16 protein-coding genes, 1 tRNA gene and 1 riboswitch are annotated in these 18,877 nt (G+C 59.5%); of the genes, 14 read left to right on the top strand and 3 right to left on the bottom strand.

All coding sequences use genetic code 11. The features are described 5' to 3' along the window. Window positions 1-6 precede the first annotated feature (6 nt). The 7 genes from phoR to phoB all read left to right on the top strand — a co-directional run bounded on the left by phoR (window position 7) and on the right by phoB (window position 7,941). The gene (phoR, locus tag I3J13_RS04025) at window positions 7-1,278 is read left to right on the top strand and encodes a phosphate regulon sensor histidine kinase PhoR (RefSeq protein WP_196378064.1); all 1,272 of its coding nucleotides are present in this window, start codon (window positions 7-9) and stop codon (window positions 1,276-1,278) included. Between the two features lie 195 nt (window positions 1,279-1,473). Then, window positions 1,474-2,508, top strand: coding sequence for a substrate-binding domain-containing protein (locus I3J13_RS04020; RefSeq protein ID WP_035265067.1), 1,035 nt, complete (start codon window positions 1,474-1,476; stop codon window positions 2,506-2,508). Window positions 2,509-2,771: 263 nt separating this feature from the next. Continuing rightward, on the top strand, window positions 2,772-4,256 hold the full coding sequence (gene pstC / locus I3J13_RS04015; protein WP_142778633.1) for a phosphate ABC transporter permease subunit PstC: 1,485 nt from the start codon (window positions 2,772-2,774) through the stop codon (window positions 4,254-4,256). After that, window positions 4,253-5,575 carry a phosphate ABC transporter permease PstA gene (pstA, locus tag I3J13_RS04010; RefSeq protein ID WP_035265072.1) on the top strand — a complete coding sequence of 441 codons (1,323 nt, stop codon included), beginning with the start codon at window positions 4,253-4,255 and terminating at the stop codon, window positions 5,573-5,575. The genes pstC and pstA overlap by 4 nt, the downstream gene beginning before the upstream one ends. Window positions 5,576-5,589: 14 nt before the next feature. Beyond that, a complete protein-coding gene (gene pstB / locus I3J13_RS04005) occupies window positions 5,590-6,405 on the top strand; it encodes a phosphate ABC transporter ATP-binding protein PstB (protein WP_003519986.1) in 816 nt (271 codons plus the stop codon). A 96-nt stretch (window positions 6,406-6,501) separates the two neighbouring features. Continuing rightward, on the top strand, window positions 6,502-7,227 hold the full coding sequence (gene phoU / locus I3J13_RS04000) for a phosphate signaling complex protein PhoU (RefSeq protein ID WP_003519985.1): 726 nt from the start codon (window positions 6,502-6,504) through the stop codon (window positions 7,225-7,227). 30 nt (window positions 7,228-7,257) lie between these two features. Continuing rightward, window positions 7,258-7,941: a phosphate regulon transcriptional regulator PhoB gene (gene phoB, locus I3J13_RS03995; protein ID WP_003493692.1), complete on the top strand. Its 684-nt coding sequence runs from the start codon at window positions 7,258-7,260 to the stop codon at window positions 7,939-7,941. A 381-nt stretch (window positions 7,942-8,322) separates the two neighbouring features. Here the strand turns inward: phoB and I3J13_RS03990 are convergent, their stop codons facing one another. Continuing rightward, on the bottom strand, window positions 8,323-8,856 hold the full coding sequence (locus I3J13_RS03990; protein WP_196378063.1) for a GcrA family cell cycle regulator: 534 nt from the start codon (window positions 8,854-8,856) through the stop codon (window positions 8,323-8,325). 431 nt (window positions 8,857-9,287) lie between these two features. Here I3J13_RS03990 and I3J13_RS03985 point away from each other — a divergent pair, with 431 nt between their 5' ends. From I3J13_RS03985 to I3J13_RS03975, 3 genes are all read left to right on the top strand, one after another. Next, on the top strand, window positions 9,288-10,487 hold the full coding sequence (locus tag I3J13_RS03985) for an aspartate aminotransferase family protein (RefSeq protein ID WP_080852715.1): 1,200 nt from the start codon (window positions 9,288-9,290) through the stop codon (window positions 10,485-10,487). Between the two features lie 57 nt (window positions 10,488-10,544). Continuing rightward, entirely contained in the window at window positions 10,545-11,462 is a 918-nt protein-coding gene (gene argF, locus I3J13_RS03980) for an ornithine carbamoyltransferase (RefSeq protein ID WP_035265076.1), read from the top strand. 242 nt (window positions 11,463-11,704) lie between these two features. Next, on the top strand, window positions 11,705-12,694 hold the full coding sequence (locus tag I3J13_RS03975) for an Hsp33 family molecular chaperone (protein ID WP_065654528.1): 990 nt from the start codon (window positions 11,705-11,707) through the stop codon (window positions 12,692-12,694). 49 nt (window positions 12,695-12,743) lie between these two features. Here I3J13_RS03975 and apaG read toward each other — a convergent pair whose 3' ends face one another. Both apaG and I3J13_RS03965 read right to left on the bottom strand, forming a co-directional pair. Beyond that, window positions 12,744-13,136: a Co2+/Mg2+ efflux protein ApaG gene (apaG, locus tag I3J13_RS03970; RefSeq protein WP_003503545.1), complete on the bottom strand. Its 393-nt coding sequence runs from the start codon at window positions 13,134-13,136 to the stop codon at window positions 12,744-12,746. Window positions 13,137-13,369: 233 nt separating this feature from the next. After that, window positions 13,370-14,554: an O-succinylhomoserine sulfhydrylase gene (locus I3J13_RS03965; protein WP_035265079.1), complete on the bottom strand. Its 1,185-nt coding sequence runs from the start codon at window positions 14,552-14,554 to the stop codon at window positions 13,370-13,372. Window positions 14,555-14,597: 43 nt separating this feature from the next. After that, a riboswitch (SAM riboswitch) is annotated at window positions 14,598-14,676 on the bottom strand. A gap of 73 nt (window positions 14,677-14,749) precedes the next feature. Between I3J13_RS03965 and I3J13_RS03960 the strand changes: the two genes are divergently transcribed. The 4 genes from I3J13_RS03960 (at window position 14,750) to I3J13_RS03945 (ending at window position 18,843) form a co-directional block, all read left to right on the top strand. Beyond that, the gene (locus I3J13_RS03960; protein ID WP_196378062.1) at window positions 14,750-15,847 is read left to right on the top strand and encodes a 2'-deoxycytidine 5'-triphosphate deaminase; all 1,098 of its coding nucleotides are present in this window, start codon (window positions 14,750-14,752) and stop codon (window positions 15,845-15,847) included. A gap of 55 nt (window positions 15,848-15,902) precedes the next feature. Continuing rightward, window positions 15,903-15,976, top strand: a tRNA-Gly gene (locus I3J13_RS03955). 476 nt (window positions 15,977-16,452) lie between these two features. Next, the gene (locus I3J13_RS03950) at window positions 16,453-18,372 is read left to right on the top strand and encodes a ShlB/FhaC/HecB family hemolysin secretion/activation protein (protein WP_196378061.1); all 1,920 of its coding nucleotides are present in this window, start codon (window positions 16,453-16,455) and stop codon (window positions 18,370-18,372) included. A gap of 18 nt (window positions 18,373-18,390) precedes the next feature. Further along, entirely contained in the window at window positions 18,391-18,843 is a 453-nt protein-coding gene (locus tag I3J13_RS03945) for a hypothetical protein (protein ID WP_196378060.1), read from the top strand. Window positions 18,844-18,877 lie beyond the last annotated feature (34 nt).

Genomic DNA, 18,877 nt, shown 5'->3' with positions numbered 1-18,877 from the left:
GCTGAAATGGCAGTCATGGAAGGCGATGGTGGATTAAGGCGTTTGGGAAGGAAGCTCGGCCGAAACTGGTTGCCCGTTCTCATCGTCAGCATGCTCGCCATCGTGGCCGTTGCGGAGCTCAACACGCCCTATATGCCCGCCGCCCTGTGGCTTTGCGCCGTCATTGCCATCCTCGCCGCTCGGGAGGGGCCGGCGGCGGCTTCCGCAAAGGACGGGAGCTCGGTTGCGGCGGCAGATGAGCAGGAAATGCCCGGCGAAAGCGTCATTTCCGGCGTAAGGGCGGGCCTCGCGGTTCTGGATACCCCCGTTTTCATTCTCGACAGGAACGCCAGCGTGCTGTTTCAGAACGGCGCGGCCGAGCGCGCCTTCGGCCAGCTGCCCGCCGGGGCGCATATTTCCGCCCGGTTGCGCTCTCCCGGCCTCTTGGATGTCATTCGCGAAACCATCGCCACCGGCCAGCCCAACCAGGTCGAACATTCGGAGCGCTTCCCTTCCGAACGGGTCTTCATCGTCCGCATCGCCCGTGCGGATGTGGGAGAGGGGGCAGGCCCGCCATTCTACATCCTGTCGTTCCGCGACGTCTCGGAGCTTCGCCGCATCGACCGCATGCGCAGCGACTTCGTCGCCAATGCCAGCCATGAATTGCGCACGCCGCTCGCCTCGCTGCGCGGTTTCATCGAAACCATGCAGGGGCCGGCGCGCAACGACCCGAAGGCGCAGGAACGTTTCCTTGCCATCATGCTGGATCAGGCAACCCGCATGAGCAGGCTGGTGGACGATCTCATGTCCCTGTCGCGGCTGGAATTGCGGGCCAACATCGCGCCCGACCAGAAGGTCGATCTCGTTCCCGTCATCGGCCATGTGCGCGATACCCTGCTGCCGCTTGCCGACGAGCTGGATGTGACCATCACGCTGCATCTGCCCGACCGGCCGGCAGAGGTGCAGGGGGACCGCGACGAGCTGGTGCAGGTATTCCAGAACCTCGTTGAAAATGCTTGCAAATACGGCCAGGAAGGCAAGGTCGTGGATGTCTGGCTGCGGGCCGAGCCCGGCAAGCCGGTGGAGGTGAGCGTCATCGACAAGGGGCCGGGCATTCCCGCCGAACATGTGCCACGCCTGACGGAGCGTTTTTATCGTGTCAGCGTCGCCGACAGCCGCTCGAAAAAGGGCACGGGTCTCGGGCTTGCCATCGTCAAGCACATCCTCACCCGCCACCGCGCCCGCCTCATCATTAAATCGGAATTGGGCAGCGGCACGGACTTCACTGTGAGATTCTGACATAAAATATGCATCTGCTTTTAATGTCGTGGATATTTATAAATAAAATCAATAATTTAGATTGTCACAAATCTTTCGTCAAAGTGACATAAAAGGATGGGGCTACGGTGGTTAAGAAAAGGTCGCCGAGCGCAAGCTAAGAGCGAGTGTCGCTATCGGCTGCGTCCACAACAAAGCCCACGACGGGAGAGACAAATGAACATCGTTAAATTTTCCGCAGCAGCTCTAGTGGCTTCTGTCGCCTTCGCTGGCGCCGCCGCTGCTCGCGACCAGATCCAGGTTGCCGGTTCCTCCACGGTTCTGCCCTACGCCAAGATCGTTGCCGAGACCTTTGCCGAAACCTTCCCGAACTTCAAGGCTCCGGTTGTTGAGTCCGGCGGCACAGGCGGCGGTCTGAAGGCGTTCTGCTCCGGCGTCGGCGAAGGCACCATCGACATTGCCAACGCTTCGCGCAAGATCAAGAGCGACGAACTGGCCGCCTGTAAGGCTGCTGGCGTTGCCGACGTTCAGGAAGTGAAGATCGGCTACGACGGTATCGTCTTTGCTATGGATTCTTCCAACAAGGACATCAAGCTCGAGCCGAAGGACCTTTACCTCGCTCTCGCCGCTGAAATCGTCAAGGACGGCAAGCTCGTTGCCAACCCCTACAAGAAGTGGTCGGAAATCAACAAGGAACTGCCGGACGTCGCGATCGCCGCTTACATCCCGGGCTCCAAGCACGGCACGCGCGAAGTCTTCGAAGAGAAGATCATGGCTGACGGCTGCAAGGAAGCCGGCGCCACCGACGCCATCAAGAAGATCGTCACCGACGCCAAGCAGGCTGCTGCCAAGTGCGTTGCAGTCCGCAAGGACGGCGCTGCAGTCGACATCGACGGCGACTACACCGAAACGCTCGCCCGTATCGACGCCAACAAGACCGGCCTCGGCGTTTTCGGCCTCGCTTTCTATGAAAACAACGCCGACCGTCTGAAGGTCGCGACCGTTTCGGGCGTCGTTCCGTCCACCGAAACCGTTGCCAGCGGCAAGTACCCGGTTTCCCGCCCGCTGTTCTTCTACGTGAAGAAGGCTCACCTGGGCGTTATCCCGGGCCTCAAGGAATATGTCGAGTTCTTCGTTTCCGACGAAATGATCGGCCCGGATTCCCCGCTCGCCAACTACGGCCTGGTTGCCGCTCCGGACGCAGAGCGCGAAGAAATCCGCTCGAAGTTCTCGGCCGGCTCCACGATGTAATGAAGAAAGAGGGGTGCGGCTTTGCCGTGCCCCTCATTCGGCTTCGCTTGGGCCGTCGTCCGCGGTTGACAGTTCCTACTCATCGCCATCCACATGATTGTCGATGGATTACAGATGGATAGGATGTATCAACCTTGACGCTTGCCAGACTATGATACAGTCAGGCGGCAGGCATCATGGGATGGTCCAGCGGTCTCGTTTTGATGACTTTTTGATTTGCCCGATATCGCACCGTGCTCTTGAGGCACGCCGAGGGAACTCTAATGAACACATCGATCCTTTTGCTGATACTGGCGCTCATCGGCATCGGCAGCTATCTGCTCGGCAGCCGCCGTGCCGTTGCCCTGTCTGGCGGTCGCCCCTCCAGCATGCATTCCCGTGCCGGTTATCACGGTTCCTACGCGGTCGTCTGGGCGGTTCTGCCCGCGGCGTTCATTCTCTGTGCCTGGCTCATTGTCAGCCCATTGCTAGTCACCTCGGCGGTGCGCGGTAGTTTCCCCGAGGATGTCCGGGCACAATCCGAAGCGCAGCAGAGCCTGACCTACGGTATGGTGACCTCCATCGCCCGTGGCCTCCAGCGGCTGACGCCGGAGGAAACCGCGCAGGTCGAGGCGGACACGGCTACGGTCCGGCCGCTTCTGGCATCGAAGGGTGTTGCAATCGCCGGCGATCCCGAGCGGTTCATGGTCGATGCCGCCCACACGCTCAACAGCATGACCTCCACCAGCCGTATCGCGATGATCGCCGTCGTGCTGCTGGCCGCGCTCGGCGGCGGCGCCTATGCGCTGCGTGCAATCGCGCCGCGTTTCCGGGCGCGCAACCAGGTCGAGAAAGTCATTCTCGCGGCCCTGCTCGTCGCCTCGTCCATCGCCATCCTCACGACCATCGGCATCGTCCTGTCGATGCTGACGGAGGCGATCCAGTTCTTCACCATGGTTCCGGCGCACCAGTTCTTCTTCGGAACGGTCTGGGATCCGCGTTTTGCGGCCGCAGGTGCCACCGACTCCTCCGGCCAGTTCGGCCTGATCCCGCTGCTCGCCGGCACGCTTTATATCGGCCTGGTCGCCATGCTGGTTGCGGTTCCGGTCGGTCTCTTCTCGGCGATCTACATGGCGGAATATGCCTCGCCGCGCTTCCGCTCCATGGCAAAGCCGCTGCTTGAAGTGCTCGCCGGTATTCCCACCATCGTCTACGGCTTCTTCGCGCTCACGACGGTCGGCCCTTTCCTCAGAGACATTTCCACGCAGATCAACGGTCTGGCAACGGGCAACTACGCCAACTTCATCCAGGCGCAGAGCGTCATCACCGCCGGCTTCGTCATGGGCATCATGCTGATCCCCTATGTGTCGTCGCTGTCGGATGACATCATCACCGCCGTGCCGCGCTCGCTGCGTGACGGTTCGCTCGGCCTTGGCGCCACGCGCTCCGAGACGATCAAGAGGGTCATTATTCCGGCCGCTCTCCCCGGTATTGTCGGCGCCGTGCTGATGACGGCTTCGCGCGCCATCGGCGAAACCATGATCGTGGTTCTTGCGGCCGGTGTTGCTGCCCGCCTGCAGCTCAATCCCTTCGAGCCCATGACCACGGTGACGGTCAAGATCGTCAGCCAGCTCACCGGCGACCTTGAATTCACCTCGCCGCAGACGCTGGTTGCCTTTGCACTCGGCATCACGCTTTTCGCCATCACGCTTTGCCTGAATATCTACGCGCTTTACATCGTGCGCAAATACCGGGAGCAATATGAATGACCGACATCGTTTCTCCCGCAGCCGGCGCGAGCGCCGTCAACAAGGCCACGCGCCGTGATATCGGCATCAAGCGCCGCTATGCCGCCGAACGCCGCTTCCGTGCCTACGGCATGGCAGCGATTTCCTTCGGCCTCATCTTCCTCTTTCTGCTGCTTTTCTCGGTGGTTTCCAAGGGTTACACCGCTTTCCAGCAGACGATGATCACCGTTCCGGTCGAGTTCTCCGAACAGATCATCGATCCGAAAAATGAGCGCGCCACCAATCCCACAAAGCTGATGACGGCCAATTATCCCGTCATCGCCCGCGATGCGGTCGCCAAGGTCCTTGGTGTTGCGCCGACGGACCGCGCCGGCCTTCGCGCCGTCAATCTCCTGATTTCCGACAGCGTGCGCACGCAGCTTCGCGACATCGTCGTCGCCGATCCCGCCGTCATCGGTACCACGCGCACCGTCACGCTACTGGCGTCGGGCGATGTCGACAGCGCCTTCAAGGGCCAGGTCGACCTGAAGGCGGATGAAGCCAATCGCCGTATCTCGAACCAGCAGCTCGGTTGGATGAACCAGCTTGCCGAAAGCGGCCAGCTCGGCAAACATTTCAATACCGGCATCTTCGTCAACGGCGCGTCGAGCCGTCCGGAAGCGGCGGGTGTCGGTGTGGCGCTGATCGGCTCCTTCTATATGATGCTGATCGTGCTGGTGCTGTCATTGCCGATCGGCGTCGCGGCCTCCATCTATCTCGAGGAATTCGCCCCGAAGAACCGTCTGACGGATCTTATCGAGGTGAATATCAACAATCTCGCGGCCGTTCCTTCGATTGTCTACGGTCTGCTCGGCCTCTCGGTCTTCATCAACTTCATGGGCTTTCCGCGCTCGGCCTCGCTGGTCGGCGGCCTCGTCCTGACGCTGATGACCCTGCCGACGATCATCATCGCGACGCGCGCTGCCCTGAAAGCCGTGCCGCCGTCTATCCGCGCCGCCGCCCTCGGCCTCGGCGCTTCCAAGATGCAGACGATCTTCCACCATGTGCTGCCGCTCGCCATGCCCGGCATTCTGACCGGCACCATCATCGGTCTCGCCCACGCGCTGGGCGAAACGGCGCCGCTGCTTTTGATCGGCATGGTGGCATTCGTTGCGAATTATCCGACAACGCCGATGGATCCGTCCACGGCCCTGCCGGTGCAGATTTACATGTGGGCGAACGAAGCCGAGCGCGCCTTTGTCGAAAGGACATCCGGCGCTATCATCATCCTGCTTCTGTTCCTCATCGTCATGAATGTTGGCGCAATCCTGTTGCGTCGCCGCTTCGAACGGCGCTGGTAGAGGGAGCTTGAGCAATGAACATGTTGTCGGAAGCAGCAGTTGAAAAGGCGCTGGACAAGAAAATGAATGAAGTCTCATACAAGATGATCGGCAAGGACGTTTCGGTTTATTACGGCGAAAAGCGCGCGCTTTACGACGTGAACCTCAACGTTCGGGAAAATACGGTGACCGCGCTTATCGGTCCGTCCGGCTGCGGCAAATCCACCTTCCTGCGTACCCTGAACCGTATGAACGACACGATCGACGGTTGCCGGGTCACCGGCAAGATCACGCTCGACACCGACGATATCTACGATCAGGCGATTGACGTCGTGGAATTGCGCGCCCGCGTGGGCATGGTGTTCCAGAAGCCGAACCCCTTCCCGAAGTCGATCTACGAAAACATTTCCTATGGCCCGCGCATCCATGGTCTCGCCCGCAACAAGGCGGATATGGACCAGATCGTCGAGCAGAGCCTGCAGAAGGCGGGTCTCTGGAACGAGGTTAAGGATCGTCTGCACGAATCCGGCACCGGTCTTTCCGGCGGTCAGCAGCAGCGTCTGTGCATCGCACGCGCAGTTGCCGTCAGCCCGGAAGTGATCCTGATGGACGAGCCCTGCTCGGCTCTCGACCCTATCGCGACCGCAAAGGTCGAGGAACTGATCCACGAGCTGCGCACCAATTACACCATCGTCATCGTCACGCACTCCATGCAGCAGGCGGCGCGTGTTTCCCAGCGCACGGCCATGTTCCATCTTGGTCATCTTGTCGAGGAAAACGAAACCGACAAGATGTTCACCAATCCGGACGACCAGCGCACGCAGGATTACATCATGGGCCGCTTCGGCTGATCCCGGCCGGCGCTTTATCGAAACCGAACAAGACTGGTGCTTCTGCCGTGCCCGCTTCCGGGTACGCGCATGCAGGCCAAGCCGGAGGACTAGACCATGACACAGACAACGACCCATTCGCACATCGTTTCCGTTTATGACGATGAATTGAAGTTTCTGACTCGCCGCATCGCTGAAATGGGCGGTCTTGCGGAGCAGATGTGCGCCGACGCCGTGCGTGCGCTCGTCAATTCCGATGCCGCGCTCGCCCAGAAGGTCATTTCCGACGATGCGATCCTCGACCACGCCGAGCGCGAGATCGGCGACAAGGCCATCGTCACCATCGCCAAACGCCAGCCGATGGCGGCCGACCTTCGCGAGATCATCGGCACCCTGCGTATCGCCGCTGACCTCGAGCGCGTCGGCGACCTTGGCAAGAACACCGCCAAGCGTGTGATTGCGGTTGCCGGCACCGGCGTGCCGCGCAAGCTTGCCCGTGGCATCGAGCACCTGTCGGAACTGGCGCTGGTGCAGCTCAAGGAAGTGCTGGACGTCTATTCCACGCGTTCCGCCGAGAAGGCCAATGCCATTCGCGAGCGCGACGAAGAAATCGACGCCATGTACACGTCGCTCTTCCGCGAGCTTTTGACCTACATGATGGAAGATCCGCGCAACATCACCACCTGCACGCATCTTCTGTTCTGCGCCAAGAACATCGAGCGTATCGGCGACCACGCCACCAATATCGCCGAGACGATCTATTACATGACCACCGGCAGCCAGCCGGAAGGCGAGCGTCCGAAGGACGACAGTTCCAACACCCTCGGTTCGGTGACCGAGTAACAGACAGGCAGCGGCTTGCGGAGTTAGTATATGGTGCCCAAGATTGCAGTTGTGGAAGACGAGGAAGCGCTGAGCGTCCTGCTTCGTTACAATCTCGAGGCTGAGGGATATGACGTCGACACGATACCCCGTGGAGACGAGGCAGAAATCAGGCTGCAGGAACGTATTCCGGACCTTCTTATCCTGGATTGGATGCTTCCCGGCGTTTCCGGTATCGAACTGTGCCGTCGGCTCAGGATGCGGCCGGAAACCGAGCGCCTGCCCATCATCATGCTGACGGCGCGCGGCGAGGAAAGCGAAAGGGTTCGCGGTCTTGCCACCGGCGCCGACGATTATGTCGTCAAGCCGTTCTCGACACCGGAACTCATGGCCCGCGTCAAGGCGATGCTGCGCCGCGCCCGCCCCGAGGTTTTGTCTTCGGTGCTGAAATGCGGGGATATCGAACTGGATCGCGAGACCCATCGCGTTCACCGCAAGAGCCGCGAAGTGCGCCTCGGCCCGACGGAGTTCCGCCTGCTGGAATTCCTGATGACCTCTCCCGGCCGGGTGTTTTCCCGCTCGCAATTGCTGGATGGCGTCTGGGGTCACGATATCTATGTGGATGAGCGCACCGTCGACGTGCATGTCGGACGTCTGCGCAAGGCGCTCAATTTTTCGCATATGCAGGATGTCATCCGCACCGTGCGCGGCGCCGGATATTCAATGGAAGCCTGAGAAAACCGAAACCTATGGTTTCACCTGGGATAAATTCCCCAAAATCAGAAGGCCCGATACCGGAACGGTGTCGGGCCTTTCGATTTTGAACCTTCCGCAAACGCGTATCCTTGTTCTTTTGAAGGTGACAGACGGTCTGCTGAAAGCCTGATTGCGCGGTGAAACCCTGACAGGAGAAAGGGCGCGGCACGTCGCCGACAAATTCAGAGCATTTGCCGCAAGGGCGCATCGCGGTTTTACATCCGGAGAATGCGCAAGAACAGGGATGGGGAGCGCCTCTTAAACAACGCGGGCTCCGCGTCTGAACCACTTTGGATTCCCCCATAAAAAAACGGGCCCGAAGGCCCGTAGTTTTTGAGTGTCGAATGCGTGCCGCAACACTCAAGCTTTACGACGCTCGCTTACCGGCTGGTAGGCGAGCTTTGCATGGAACTTGCAATAGGGCGAAGATTCCAGCGCTTCACAACCGCAGAAATGGAAATCATCCTTCAGCGGATCGCCGACCGGCCACTTGCAGGTGCGCTCCGTCAGTTCCGTCAGCGTCAGGCGGCGGGAAATCGGTGTAACGACATTTTTGGAGGGAACGTAATCGAGAACTTCGGCGGTCTCGATATCGATCTCCTCGTGCAGCGCGGTTGCCGCGCTCGAACGGTTCAAGGCGCGTGCAGGTGCTGCGCTGACGCGGGTCGCGAAACTCGTCGCGCGCGGGGCAGGGGCAGCGGTGCGCTTGGGCGCGGAACGCGCCGAAGTAACCGGGCCGCCGGCCTTCACGCGTCCCGGCAGGTTGAGGCGATGGACCTTGCCGATGACGGCATTGCGGCTCACGCCGCCCAGCTGTGCTGCTATCTGGCTGGCGCTAAGCCCCTCGGACCACAATTTCTTGAGTTTTTCGACCCGTTCGTCTGTCCAGTTCATGCCGCTTCTCCGCTCGTCGCGTATAATGTCGGCAGAATCCCTCTCCGCCTCGCGGGCGTGCCGCGAGCGTGGTTTCTGCCTGATTTTTGGTGACTAGTTCCGCCGCAATGCAGTCTAGTAATTAGCGATTAACCTAGTGCCACGCAGACTCCGTGGCAAGAGTCGCAGGAATCATCTCGAATCGATTTTCCGGTTTTCCCCAACTTGCTGGCGAGTTGAGTCTGAAAGGCAACACCTTGGGCCTCGTCCGCCGCTACCTACTAGGGCTTGAGAAGCCCGAGAAACGCGGACTTTTGTTGACATCGGCAGGCGAAGTGACAATAGTGCCCCTGCCGCCGCGAGGCGGCATTTTTGATTTTCAGGCAAGGGATAACCCCGAAAGCCTATTGACAACCGTCTGACAGCGCATCCGCGCAAGGAGTGATACAGCCATGGCCGAAGCCGCCGCGCCATTGTTCGATACGTTTGCAAGAGCCCCCCTGCGCTTCGAGCGAGGCGAGGGCGTCTGGCTGTTCACGGAAAGCGGCGAACGATATCTGGATTTTGCGGCCGGCGTCGCGGTCAACTCGCTGGGCCATGCCCATCCGCACCTCGTGGAGGCGATCAAGACCCAGGCCGAGAAGGTCTGGCACGTCTCGAACCTTTATGAAGTGCCGGGCCAGGAAAAGCTTGCAAAGCGCCTGACGGAAGCGACATTCGCAGACAAGGTCTTCTTCACCAATTCCGGCGCGGAAGCGCTGGAATGCGCGATCAAGACCGCGCGCCGTTATCATTATTCCAAGGGGCATCCGGAAAAGTTCCGGATTATCACTTTCGAAGGCGCCTTCCATGGCCGCACGCTGGCGACGATTGCCGCCGGCGGCCAGCAGAAATATCTCGAAGGTTTCGGTCCCAAGGTCGAAGGTTTCGACCAGGTGCCCTTCGGTGACGTCGATGCGCTGAAAGCCGCCATCACGGCCGAGACGGCCGCGCTTCTGATCGAGCCCATTCAGGGTGAGGGCGGCATTCGCGCGCCAGCCAAGGAATTCCTGCAGCTGCTGCGGTCGCTCTGCGACGAGCATGGCATGCTGCTGATTTTCGACGAGGTCCAGACCGGCGTTGGCCGTACGGGCAAGCTCTTTGCCTATGAGCAGACGGGCGTTGCGCCGGATATCATGGCGGTTGCCAAGGGGATCGGCGGCGGTTTCCCGCTCGGTGCCTGCCTTGCGACGGCGGATGCCGCTTCCGGCATGACGGCGGGCGTGCATGGCACCACCTATGGCGGCAACCCGCTGGCCATGGCTGTCGGCAATGCCGTGCTCGATGTCGTCCTCTCCGAGGGCTTTCTGGAAAAGGTGCGTGATGTCGCGCTGGTCTTCCGCCAGGGCCTTGCTTCGCTGAAGGATCGTTATCCTGACGTTATCGAGGAAATCCGTGGCGAAGGCCTGCTTCTCGGCATCAAGGCCAAGGTTCCATCGGGCGAGCTGTTGCAGGCCATGCGCGCCGAGCATCTGCTGGGCGTGCCGGCGGGCGACAACGTCATCCGTCTTCTGCCGCCGCTCGTCACCACGGCGGAAGAGGCCCGCGAGGGTCTGTCACGCGTGGAAGCGGCCGCCGCTTCCCTGACAGCGAAACAGGCAAAAATCGCCTGAGGAAACAATAAAGGGCGGGCCTCTTCCCCGAGGCTCGCGAGCATGGGACAGTTTGAAATGGCTTCACCTAAACATTTTCTCGACCTGTCGGCCGTCAGCTCGCAGGACCTGCGGGCAATTCTCGACGATGCCCGCGCACGCAAGGCCGCCACCAAGGCCGGAACGGCGGAAAAGCCGCTTGCCGGCAAGATGCTGGCAATGATCTTCGAAAAGCCTTCCACCCGCACCCGCGTCTCCTTCGATGTCGGCATGCGCCAGCTCGGCGGCGAGACGCTTTTCCTCTCCGGTACGGAAATGCAGCTCGGTCGTGCCGAAACGATCGGCGATACGGCCAAGGTGCTGTCGCGTTATGTCGACGCCATCATGATCCGCACGACGGATCATTCGCGCCTGCTGGAGCTTGCTGAACACGCGACCGTGCCGGTCATCAACGCCCTGACGGATGACACGCATCCCTGCCAGATCATGGCGGATATCATGACCTTCGAGGAACATCGCGGCCCGGTCAAAGGCAAGACCATTGCCTGGACGGGTGACGGCAATAACGTCCTGCATTCCTTCGTGGAGGGCTCGGCGCGTTTCGGTTACCGCATGACGATGGCCGTGCCGATGGGCTCCGAACCGCATGACAAGTTCCTGAACTGGGCGCGCAACAATGGCGGCGAGATCATGCTGTGCCACGACGCCGACAAGGCCGTTGCGGGTGCTGATTGCGTCGTCACCGATACCTGGGTGTCCATGAACCAGGAACACAAGGCGCGCGGCCACAATATCTTCCAGCCCTATCAGGTGAATGACGCCCTGATGGCCAAGGCGGAAAAAGACGCGCTGTTCATGCATTGCCTGCCGGCCCATCGCGGTGAGGAAGTGACGGATGCCGTGATCGACGGTCCGCAATCCGTCGTCTTCGACGAGGCGGAAAACCGCCTCCACGCGCAGAAGTCCATCATCGCATGGTGCATGGGCGTCATCTGATGAGCAATCGCCCGGCCTGACACGCGTCACGCCGGGTGCTTGAACTTGACCGCATAGATTACCATCTGTGGGACTTCGAAGAGGCTCGTCGGTTTTGCTGGCGGGCCATCATCACGATTTGCACGTTTTTCCCCGGAAGCGGTTTCTCTTCCAGGGTCTCTGTGCGACAAGCGAAAAAAGCACATTTTAAAAGCCGGACTTTTGGACGGTAGCGGCGCCACGGCTGCGCCAGGGAGTATGACATGGCAGATGTAACGGTTGAACTGGACGATCTCGATTTTGCTGGCGACGACAAGGTTGTGCCCTTTCAGGTCGAAGGTCTGGATGTGCGCGGTCGCGCCGTGCAGGTGGGTCCGCTGCTGAATGCCATTCTCGAACGGCACGACTATCCCCCGGCGGTCGCCCGCCTGCTGGCGGAAGCGACCGTTCTGACGGCGCTGATCGGCACGTCGCTCAAGTTTTCCGGCAAGCTGACCGTCCAGACCAAGGGTGACGGCCCGGTCGACCTGCTGGTTGCGGATTTCACCGCGCCGGAAAGCATGCGCGCTTATGCCCGTTTCGATGAGGAGCGGCTGGCGGAGGCGATTGCGGCCGGGGCGACGTCGCCGGAGCAATTGCTCGGCAACGGCATTCTGGCCTTTACAATCGATCAGGGTGCGGGCATGCAGCCTTATCAGGGTATAGTGCCGCTCGATGGCTCCTCGCTGGAAGACATTGCCGGGGTTTATTTCCGCCAGTCGGAACAGCTGCCCACCCGCGTGCGGCTGGGCGTTGCCGAGTTCTTCGACCGTGATGGCGAAGGCAAGCCGCGCCATGGCTGGCGTGCGGGCGGCGTTATAGCGCAGTTCCTGCCGCAGGCGCCTGAGCGGCTGCGTATGCGCGACCTGCATGGCGGCGATGGCGATGAGGGCGGTCACGAGGTGCAGGAAGACGATGCCTGGACCGAAGCGGTAACGCTGCTGAACACCGTGGATACCGACGAGTTGACCGATCCGCAGGTGCCGGTGGAACGCCTTCTCTTCCGGCTTTTCCATGAGAGCGGTGTGCGCATCTATGATCCGCAGGCGGTTTTCGACCGTTGCAGCTGCTCGCGGGACAAGATCAAGGGCGTGCTGTCCGGCTTCACCGCCGAGGAGATCGAGGCGAGCGAGGAAGACGGCGCCATTGCCGTGACCTGCGAGTTCTGCTCCACGACCTATCGCTACGATGTCAGCGAATTTGAGAATGCCTGAATGAAAGCCGCGTCCTGAAGGGCGCGGCTTTTTCATTGCCGGGTGAATGTCAGTTCAGGACCCGCATCAGGCCGGGTGAATCCAGCGAAAAGGCGGGTATGGTGACGTTGAACACCTCGCCATTTTCCGTTTCCATTTCATAATGGCCGAACATCAGGCCGGAAGGTGTGTCCAGCGGGCAGCCGGAGGAATATTCGTAGCTGTCGCCCGGTTTCAGATGCGGCTTCTCACCCACGACGCCCGGCCCATAGACCTCATCCACCTGCCCGTTCTGATCGGTGATGTGCCAATAGCGATTGACGAGGGTAACCGGGATATCGGAATTGTTCGCGATCACGACTTTGTAGCCCCAGACGTAACGATCGTCATCCGGGTCGGATTGTTCCTCGAGATAATACGGATCGACCGTTACCTCGATATCCCTTGTCAGAGCACGATACATACGCGCCACACCTCGATATTATGCCTGCCGCCGCATCCTACACTATAGGCTCTGGCTATCGTCAAGAAAATGAATGACTTGACGGGCAGGAGGCGTCTCCTGTTGCGCTGTTTTCCACCGTTAGGGATAACGGTAAAGGTAAATATTGGTTGCCTGATGCGGTCTTTTCGGACCGGACAGGCGAACCATGGCCCGACACGCGGTCAGGCCATGGCGATTTGCGGATTGAATTTTCAGGCCGAAACGGCCGCCAGACCCTTCGCCAGATCCTCCAGCAGATCGTCGGTATCCTCGATGCCGCAGGAAAGGCGCAGGGTGCCGCCGGAAATGCCGAGTTCGGCACGCGCCTCGTCGGTGAGGTTCTTGTGCGTCGTCGTGCCGGGGTGGGTGATGAGGCTCTTGGCGTCGCCGAGATTGTTGGAAATCTTCACGATCTCAAGCGCGTTCTGCAGCTTGAAGGCCGCTTCCTTGCCGCCCTTCAGTTCGAAAGCCACAAGCGTCGAGCCGCCGGACATCTGCCGCGCGATGATATCGGCCTGCGGGTGATCGGCGCGGCCGGGATAAATGACCTTGGCGACCTTGCCGCTATCGGCGAGAAAATCGGCGATTTTGCCGGCATTGGCCGTCTGCTGTTTGACGCGCAGCGGCAGGGTCTCGATGCCTTTCAGAAGCGTCCAGGCATTGAAAGGCGACATGGCCGGGCCGGTATGGCGGAAATAATCCTGCAGCTCTTCCTCGATCCACTTCTTGTCGGAAAGGATCACGCCGCCAAGGCAGCGGCCCTGGCCGTCAATATGCTTGGTGGCCGAATAGACGACGATATGCGCGCCGAGTTCGAGCGGCTTCTGGAAAAGCGGTGTGGCAAAGACGTTGTCGACAACCACCTTCGCACCGATCTGGTTGGCGAGCTTTGCCACGCCGGCAATATCGATGATTTCAAGCGTCGGATTGGTCGGGCTTTCGAGGAAGAACAGCTTGGTGTTCGGTTGGATCGCCTTTTCCCAGTTGCCGAGATCGCGTCCGTCGATCAGCGTGCATTCGATGCCGTATTTCGGCGCAAGCGTTTCGACCACCCAGCGGCAGGAGCCGAAGAGGGCGCGGGCCGCAACGATATGGTCGCCGGCGCGCAGCTGGCACATGATGGCGGCGGTGACGGCGGCCATGCCGGAGGCAAGTGCGCGGGCGTCTTCGGCGCCTTCCAGCAGGCACATGCGTTTTTCGAACATGTCATTGGTCGGGCTCGCATAGCGGGCGTAGATGAACCCATCCGTTTCACCCTTGAAGCGCGCTTCGGCGGCTTCGGAGTTTTCATAGACGAAACCCTGGGTCAGATAGATCGCTTCCGACGTTTCACCGTAAGGGGAGCGTAGCGTACCGCCGTGAACGAGCTGGGTTGCCGGGCGCCATTTATTGCTCATGTGATCACCTTCAAAACAAAAAAACCGGCCGCAAAAGCAGACCGGTTCCTAGCACCCGGTCTTTTTAGCCACTTGTTTAACGTGGCTGCAAGCCGACCGGCCAAATCACCACGGGATAAGCTTGCCATACTGCCGTTACCGGCTTGCGTCAATGCTTTCCTTTTGGTTTTGTCGCCGTAAAAAGGAATGATGACCATGACGAGAACCACGGGCATTTTGGCGGATGGCGCAATCAAGGCGCTGTTTGCCGGCGGCAAGCTGAAGAGCGAGGCCGATCTAGATGCTGATCAGGTGCAGCCCGCCAGCCTCGATCTCAGGCTCGGCTCGAAGGCCTATCGCGTGCGCGCCAGTTTCATGCCCGGCCCCGGAAACCGCGTCATCGACAAGCTCAATCGTCTCAGCCTGCACGAGATCGACCTTACCCAGGGCGCGGTGCTGGAAACCGGTTGTGTCTATATCGTTCCCTTGATGGAAAGCCTTGCGCTGCCGGCGGACATGTCGGCCTCGGCCAATCCGAAAAGCTCGACCGGCCGTCTCGATATCTTCACCCGCGTCATGACTGACAGCGCGCAGGAATTCGACAAGATACCGGCCGGTTATGCCGGCCCGCTCTATCTGGAAATCAGCCCGCGCACCTTCCCGATCGTGGTGCGACGCGGCTCGCGCCTGTCGCAGATCCGCTTCCGCATCGGCCATTCGCTGCTCAACGAAAGCGAGCTTGTGAAGCTGCACGAGACGGAAACGCTGGTTGCCAGCGACACGCCCAACGTGACCGGTGGCGGCATCGCGCTCTCGATCGACCTCAAGGGTTTCGGCGAAAACGGACTGATCGGTTATCGCGGTAAACATCACACGGCGGTGGTGGATGTCGACAAGAAAGCCCAGCACGACGTTCTCGATTTCTGGGAGCCGCTCTACGCGCGCGGCCGCGCCGAACTGATCCTCGACCCGGATGAATTCTATATTCTCGTCTCGCGCGAAGCCGTCCACGTTCCGCCGCTCTATGCGGCCGAAATGACACCCTTCGATCCATTGGTGGGCGAATTCCGCGTGCATTACGCCGGCTTCTTCGATCCCGGCTTCGGCCATGCGCAGGCGGGTGGCACCGGCAGCCGCGCCGTGCTCGAAGTGCGCAGCCACGAGGTTCCCTTCATCCTCGAACACGGCCAGATCGTCGGCCGGCTGGTTTACGAGCACATGTTGCAGAAACCGGAAGGCCTCTATGGCACCGGCCTCGGCTCCAATTATCAGGCGCAGGGGCTGAAGCTCTCCAAGCATTTTCGAGCCGAATAACGACCCCGGCGGGTGCTTGACACCCGCTGCGAACTATCCGATGTCTTATGCGCGCGCGGGTGTAGCTCAATGGTAGAGCAGCAGCTTCCCAAGCTGAATACGAGGGTTCGATTCCCTTCACCCGCTCCAGCGACTTTTCCAACGAGATTTGGCGTCAACGGGCGTTGGCAACCTGGAAACTCCAGTAGTTTCGTATCCGATCACCGACGAATTTGGAAATCCGCGAGACAAGATTGGATGATCTTGGTCGCCTGACTATGGCTAATCCGAGAAACAATTTTAGTTTGTTCTTAACTTTGGTCCTCATCAAGGTCTTGCGGGGAGATGCGCATTGCGGTAACTTCTAGTTGTTGTTTTACTCGAAGGGCCCAATGGCTAGAAATTGGCGGACCGCGCTTAAAATTCACGGATGAAAAATGATAATCTCACCATCATGTTGGTAAGATTGGGTGTTACGTGATTTTTTAGCTACCACGTTCTTTTGAGTAAATGACTTGTGACTATCGTTTCACAATAAAATATACCACTTTAACGCTTCTTGGATCAGATGATCTGATCTATTAGCCCGGTAGGGATCGACAGCAAGGACAGCTGCAGAATGAAGCATGAGCGGCATTGCCGCGACCAACTTCATTTCAAATGCAGGCCTCCTAAACATGCCCCTCGCTGCTTTCATTACTGGTTTCCGATCGCCACTTCCTCCTGATTTTTGTCTCGCAATTGTGACGGCGGTTCGAGTTTCCGCTTATTCCCCGATCGCTATTCAGGCAGAGCGGGATACCTTGGGTAATTCGAGGGCCGCGCCCAACAGTTCCAAATGGGCCATCACCACCCTGCTTTTGGCGGGACTGCTCGCGGCAGAACCGGCAAGTGCCCAGTCGCCCGCCGATGATTTTTCCCGCCAACAGGATCAGCAACAGCAGTTGCAGCGGCTTGAAAACCTGAAACAGATAACCCCTGATAGCGTCATTGGCCGTGAGGGCGAGGCACCGCGAGGCGACGCGAAGCCCGATGATTTATGCTTCGATATCTCCCGTGTGGAGATCGAAGGTGCGGCGAACCTTTCTGCCGCTACGCTTGGAACACTGACGCGGCCTTTCAACGATCGTTGCGTCGGCGTTGCCGACATCACCTCCCTCCTCAAGGCGATCACCGACATCTATCTAGACAAGGGATTTGTGACGTCACGCGCCTATGTTCCGCCGCAGGATATTGCCGGAACAGGATTGCTGAGATTGGTCGTTGTCGAAGGCACGATCGCGGATATCTACCTCAATGGTCAACCGGCCGAGCAGAACGGTTCATTCGCCACGGCCTTTCCCGGCATGAAAGGAAAGGTTGCCAACATTCGTGATGTTGAGCAGGGGCTGGACCAGATCAACCGTCTGTCGTCCAATAACGCCAAGACTTCGATGTTGCCGGGAAAAACGGATGGTACATCCATTCTCAACGTCGAGAACAAGCCGGGCAAACCCTGGTACGTGAGCATTTCCAATAATAGTCTCGGCCAGCAAAGCACCGGCTACTCACAAAGCAATATTTCCCTGGGTTTCGATGACCTCTTGGGTCTCAATGATCAGTTGGGGCTATCTTATGGGCGTAGCGGCCCGGACTACCCCTGGGATGATGACGGTCGCGGGCGCAGTAACAGTTATTCGGTCAATACAAGTATACCCTATGGCTACTGGACATTTTCGGCGAACGGTTCCTGGTACGAATATGACAGCACTATTCCCGGTAATTTCGGGCCGATCGAAACTTCGGGTGATTCCGGTCAGATTGGATTTGGCATCGATCGCGTTATCCGGCGAGACAAGGACTCGATCACGACGCTCAGGGGCGGCCTCACCTACAAGCAGACCAACAATTTTCTTCTCGGCAACCGGATTGAGGTTGGAAGCCGCCGATACACGATAGGCACTCTGGGCTTGTCGCGTTCACAAAGAATACTGGGTGGCGTCATCGCCCTCGATTTTGCCCTTGATAAGGGTCTCGATCTCTTTGACGCTGCGGAGGCCGGGGAGCCCGGGGCCGGCACGGCCGATCCCCGGTTCCTGAAACTCAACACGACCGTCAGCGCGACGCGGCCGTTCGAGGCAGCTGGCCAGCGGTTCGAGTTAACCACACTCGTCAATGCGCAATATTCGCCAGATAACATGTTTGGCGCAGAGCAGATCGGGCTTGGTGGCTTCAGCAATGTACGTGGTCTGAGAGAAAGCGTCATATTCGGCAATAACGGGTTTTTCAGCCACAACGAATTGGCATGGCGGACAATGCCATGGGAGGGCACAGGTCTGGCGCCCGTTCTGGGCGAGCTACGCCCCTACCTCGGTCTCGATTACGGCCGCGTGTTCTCGCAGGATCGCTTCGACATTCTCGGCGGCTATCTCGCGAGTTGGACCGTTGGTGCAAAACTCGTGGGGGGAAACATCAGCGCCGATTTCGGCTACTCCCAGGCATTTTCCAGCAGCGTCAATAACGGACGCGGAAATCTCATTTTCGCCAGCGTGACGGCACGCTGGTAGGCTTCAAAAGAGAATATTATGATCAACTCTTCTTTTCATACCCCTAAATTATCTCTCGTCTCCGCCCTGGTGGCGACAGCCATTGTCGTTTCCGGTTGCGGCGGCCGGGCGGCACATCCGGTGTCTTCGACCAACCCGGCCGACAGTGCTTTCGACTGCGCCGGCATAAAGCGCGAGTTCGAGGCCAATGAGCGGCAGGTGCTGGCGACGGTGAAAGAACGATCCGACGCGCAGGGTAAAAACGTGATCCTCGGTGCGACAGGTGTTCTTCTGTTCTGGCCGGCCCTTTTTTTCATGGATCCGAAATCGCCGGAAAAACTGGAGATCGACGCCTTGCGTAACCGCAATCAGGTTCTTGCCGAGATTGCCAAAAGCAAAAAATGCCAAGCTCCGCAGTCGAAGCTGGCAGATGTCTACAAGAAACTCGACAGCAAGCCATCCCCGGCCGACACGAGCAGAAAAGACCGCTAAGCCAACTTTCATCGTCTGCCATGAGGCGAACAGC

Source organism: Agrobacterium leguminum (genome assembly GCF_015704895.1).
GTDB lineage: Bacteria > Pseudomonadota > Alphaproteobacteria > Rhizobiales > Rhizobiaceae > Agrobacterium > Agrobacterium leguminum.
The sequence above is the reverse complement of the archived record's forward strand: the minus strand, read 5'-3'. Positions and strand labels throughout refer to the sequence as shown.

Excerpts from the sequence above, each read along its gene's own strand:
- phoR (WP_196378064.1), top strand. The coding sequence starts at position 7 with ATGGCAGTCATGGAAGGCGATGGTGGATTAAGGCGTTTGGGAAGGAAG.
- I3J13_RS04020 (WP_035265067.1), top strand. The coding sequence starts at position 1,474 with ATGAACATCGTTAAATTTTCCGCAGCAGCTCTAGTGGCTTCTGTCGCC.
- pstC (WP_142778633.1), top strand. The coding sequence starts at position 2,772 with ATGAACACATCGATCCTTTTGCTGATACTGGCGCTCATCGGCATCGGC.
- pstA (WP_035265072.1), top strand. The coding sequence starts at position 4,253 with ATGACCGACATCGTTTCTCCCGCAGCCGGCGCGAGCGCCGTCAACAAG.
- pstB (WP_003519986.1), top strand. The coding sequence starts at position 5,590 with ATGAACATGTTGTCGGAAGCAGCAGTTGAAAAGGCGCTGGACAAGAAA.
- phoU (WP_003519985.1), top strand. The coding sequence starts at position 6,502 with ATGACACAGACAACGACCCATTCGCACATCGTTTCCGTTTATGACGAT.
- phoB (WP_003493692.1), top strand. The coding sequence starts at position 7,258 with ATGGTGCCCAAGATTGCAGTTGTGGAAGACGAGGAAGCGCTGAGCGTC.
- I3J13_RS03990 (WP_196378063.1), bottom strand. The coding sequence starts at position 8,856 with ATGAACTGGACAGACGAACGGGTCGAAAAACTCAAGAAATTGTGGTCC.
- I3J13_RS03985 (WP_080852715.1), top strand. The coding sequence starts at position 9,288 with ATGGCCGAAGCCGCCGCGCCATTGTTCGATACGTTTGCAAGAGCCCCC.
- argF (WP_035265076.1), top strand. The coding sequence starts at position 10,545 with ATGGCTTCACCTAAACATTTTCTCGACCTGTCGGCCGTCAGCTCGCAG.
- I3J13_RS03975 (WP_065654528.1), top strand. The coding sequence starts at position 11,705 with ATGGCAGATGTAACGGTTGAACTGGACGATCTCGATTTTGCTGGCGAC.
- apaG (WP_003503545.1), bottom strand. The coding sequence starts at position 13,136 with ATGTATCGTGCTCTGACAAGGGATATCGAGGTAACGGTCGATCCGTAT.
- I3J13_RS03965 (WP_035265079.1), bottom strand. The coding sequence starts at position 14,554 with ATGAGCAATAAATGGCGCCCGGCAACCCAGCTCGTTCACGGCGGTACG.
- I3J13_RS03960 (WP_196378062.1), top strand. The coding sequence starts at position 14,750 with ATGACGAGAACCACGGGCATTTTGGCGGATGGCGCAATCAAGGCGCTG.
- I3J13_RS03950 (WP_196378061.1), top strand. The coding sequence starts at position 16,453 with ATGAGCGGCATTGCCGCGACCAACTTCATTTCAAATGCAGGCCTCCTA.
- I3J13_RS03945 (WP_196378060.1), top strand. The coding sequence starts at position 18,391 with ATGATCAACTCTTCTTTTCATACCCCTAAATTATCTCTCGTCTCCGCC.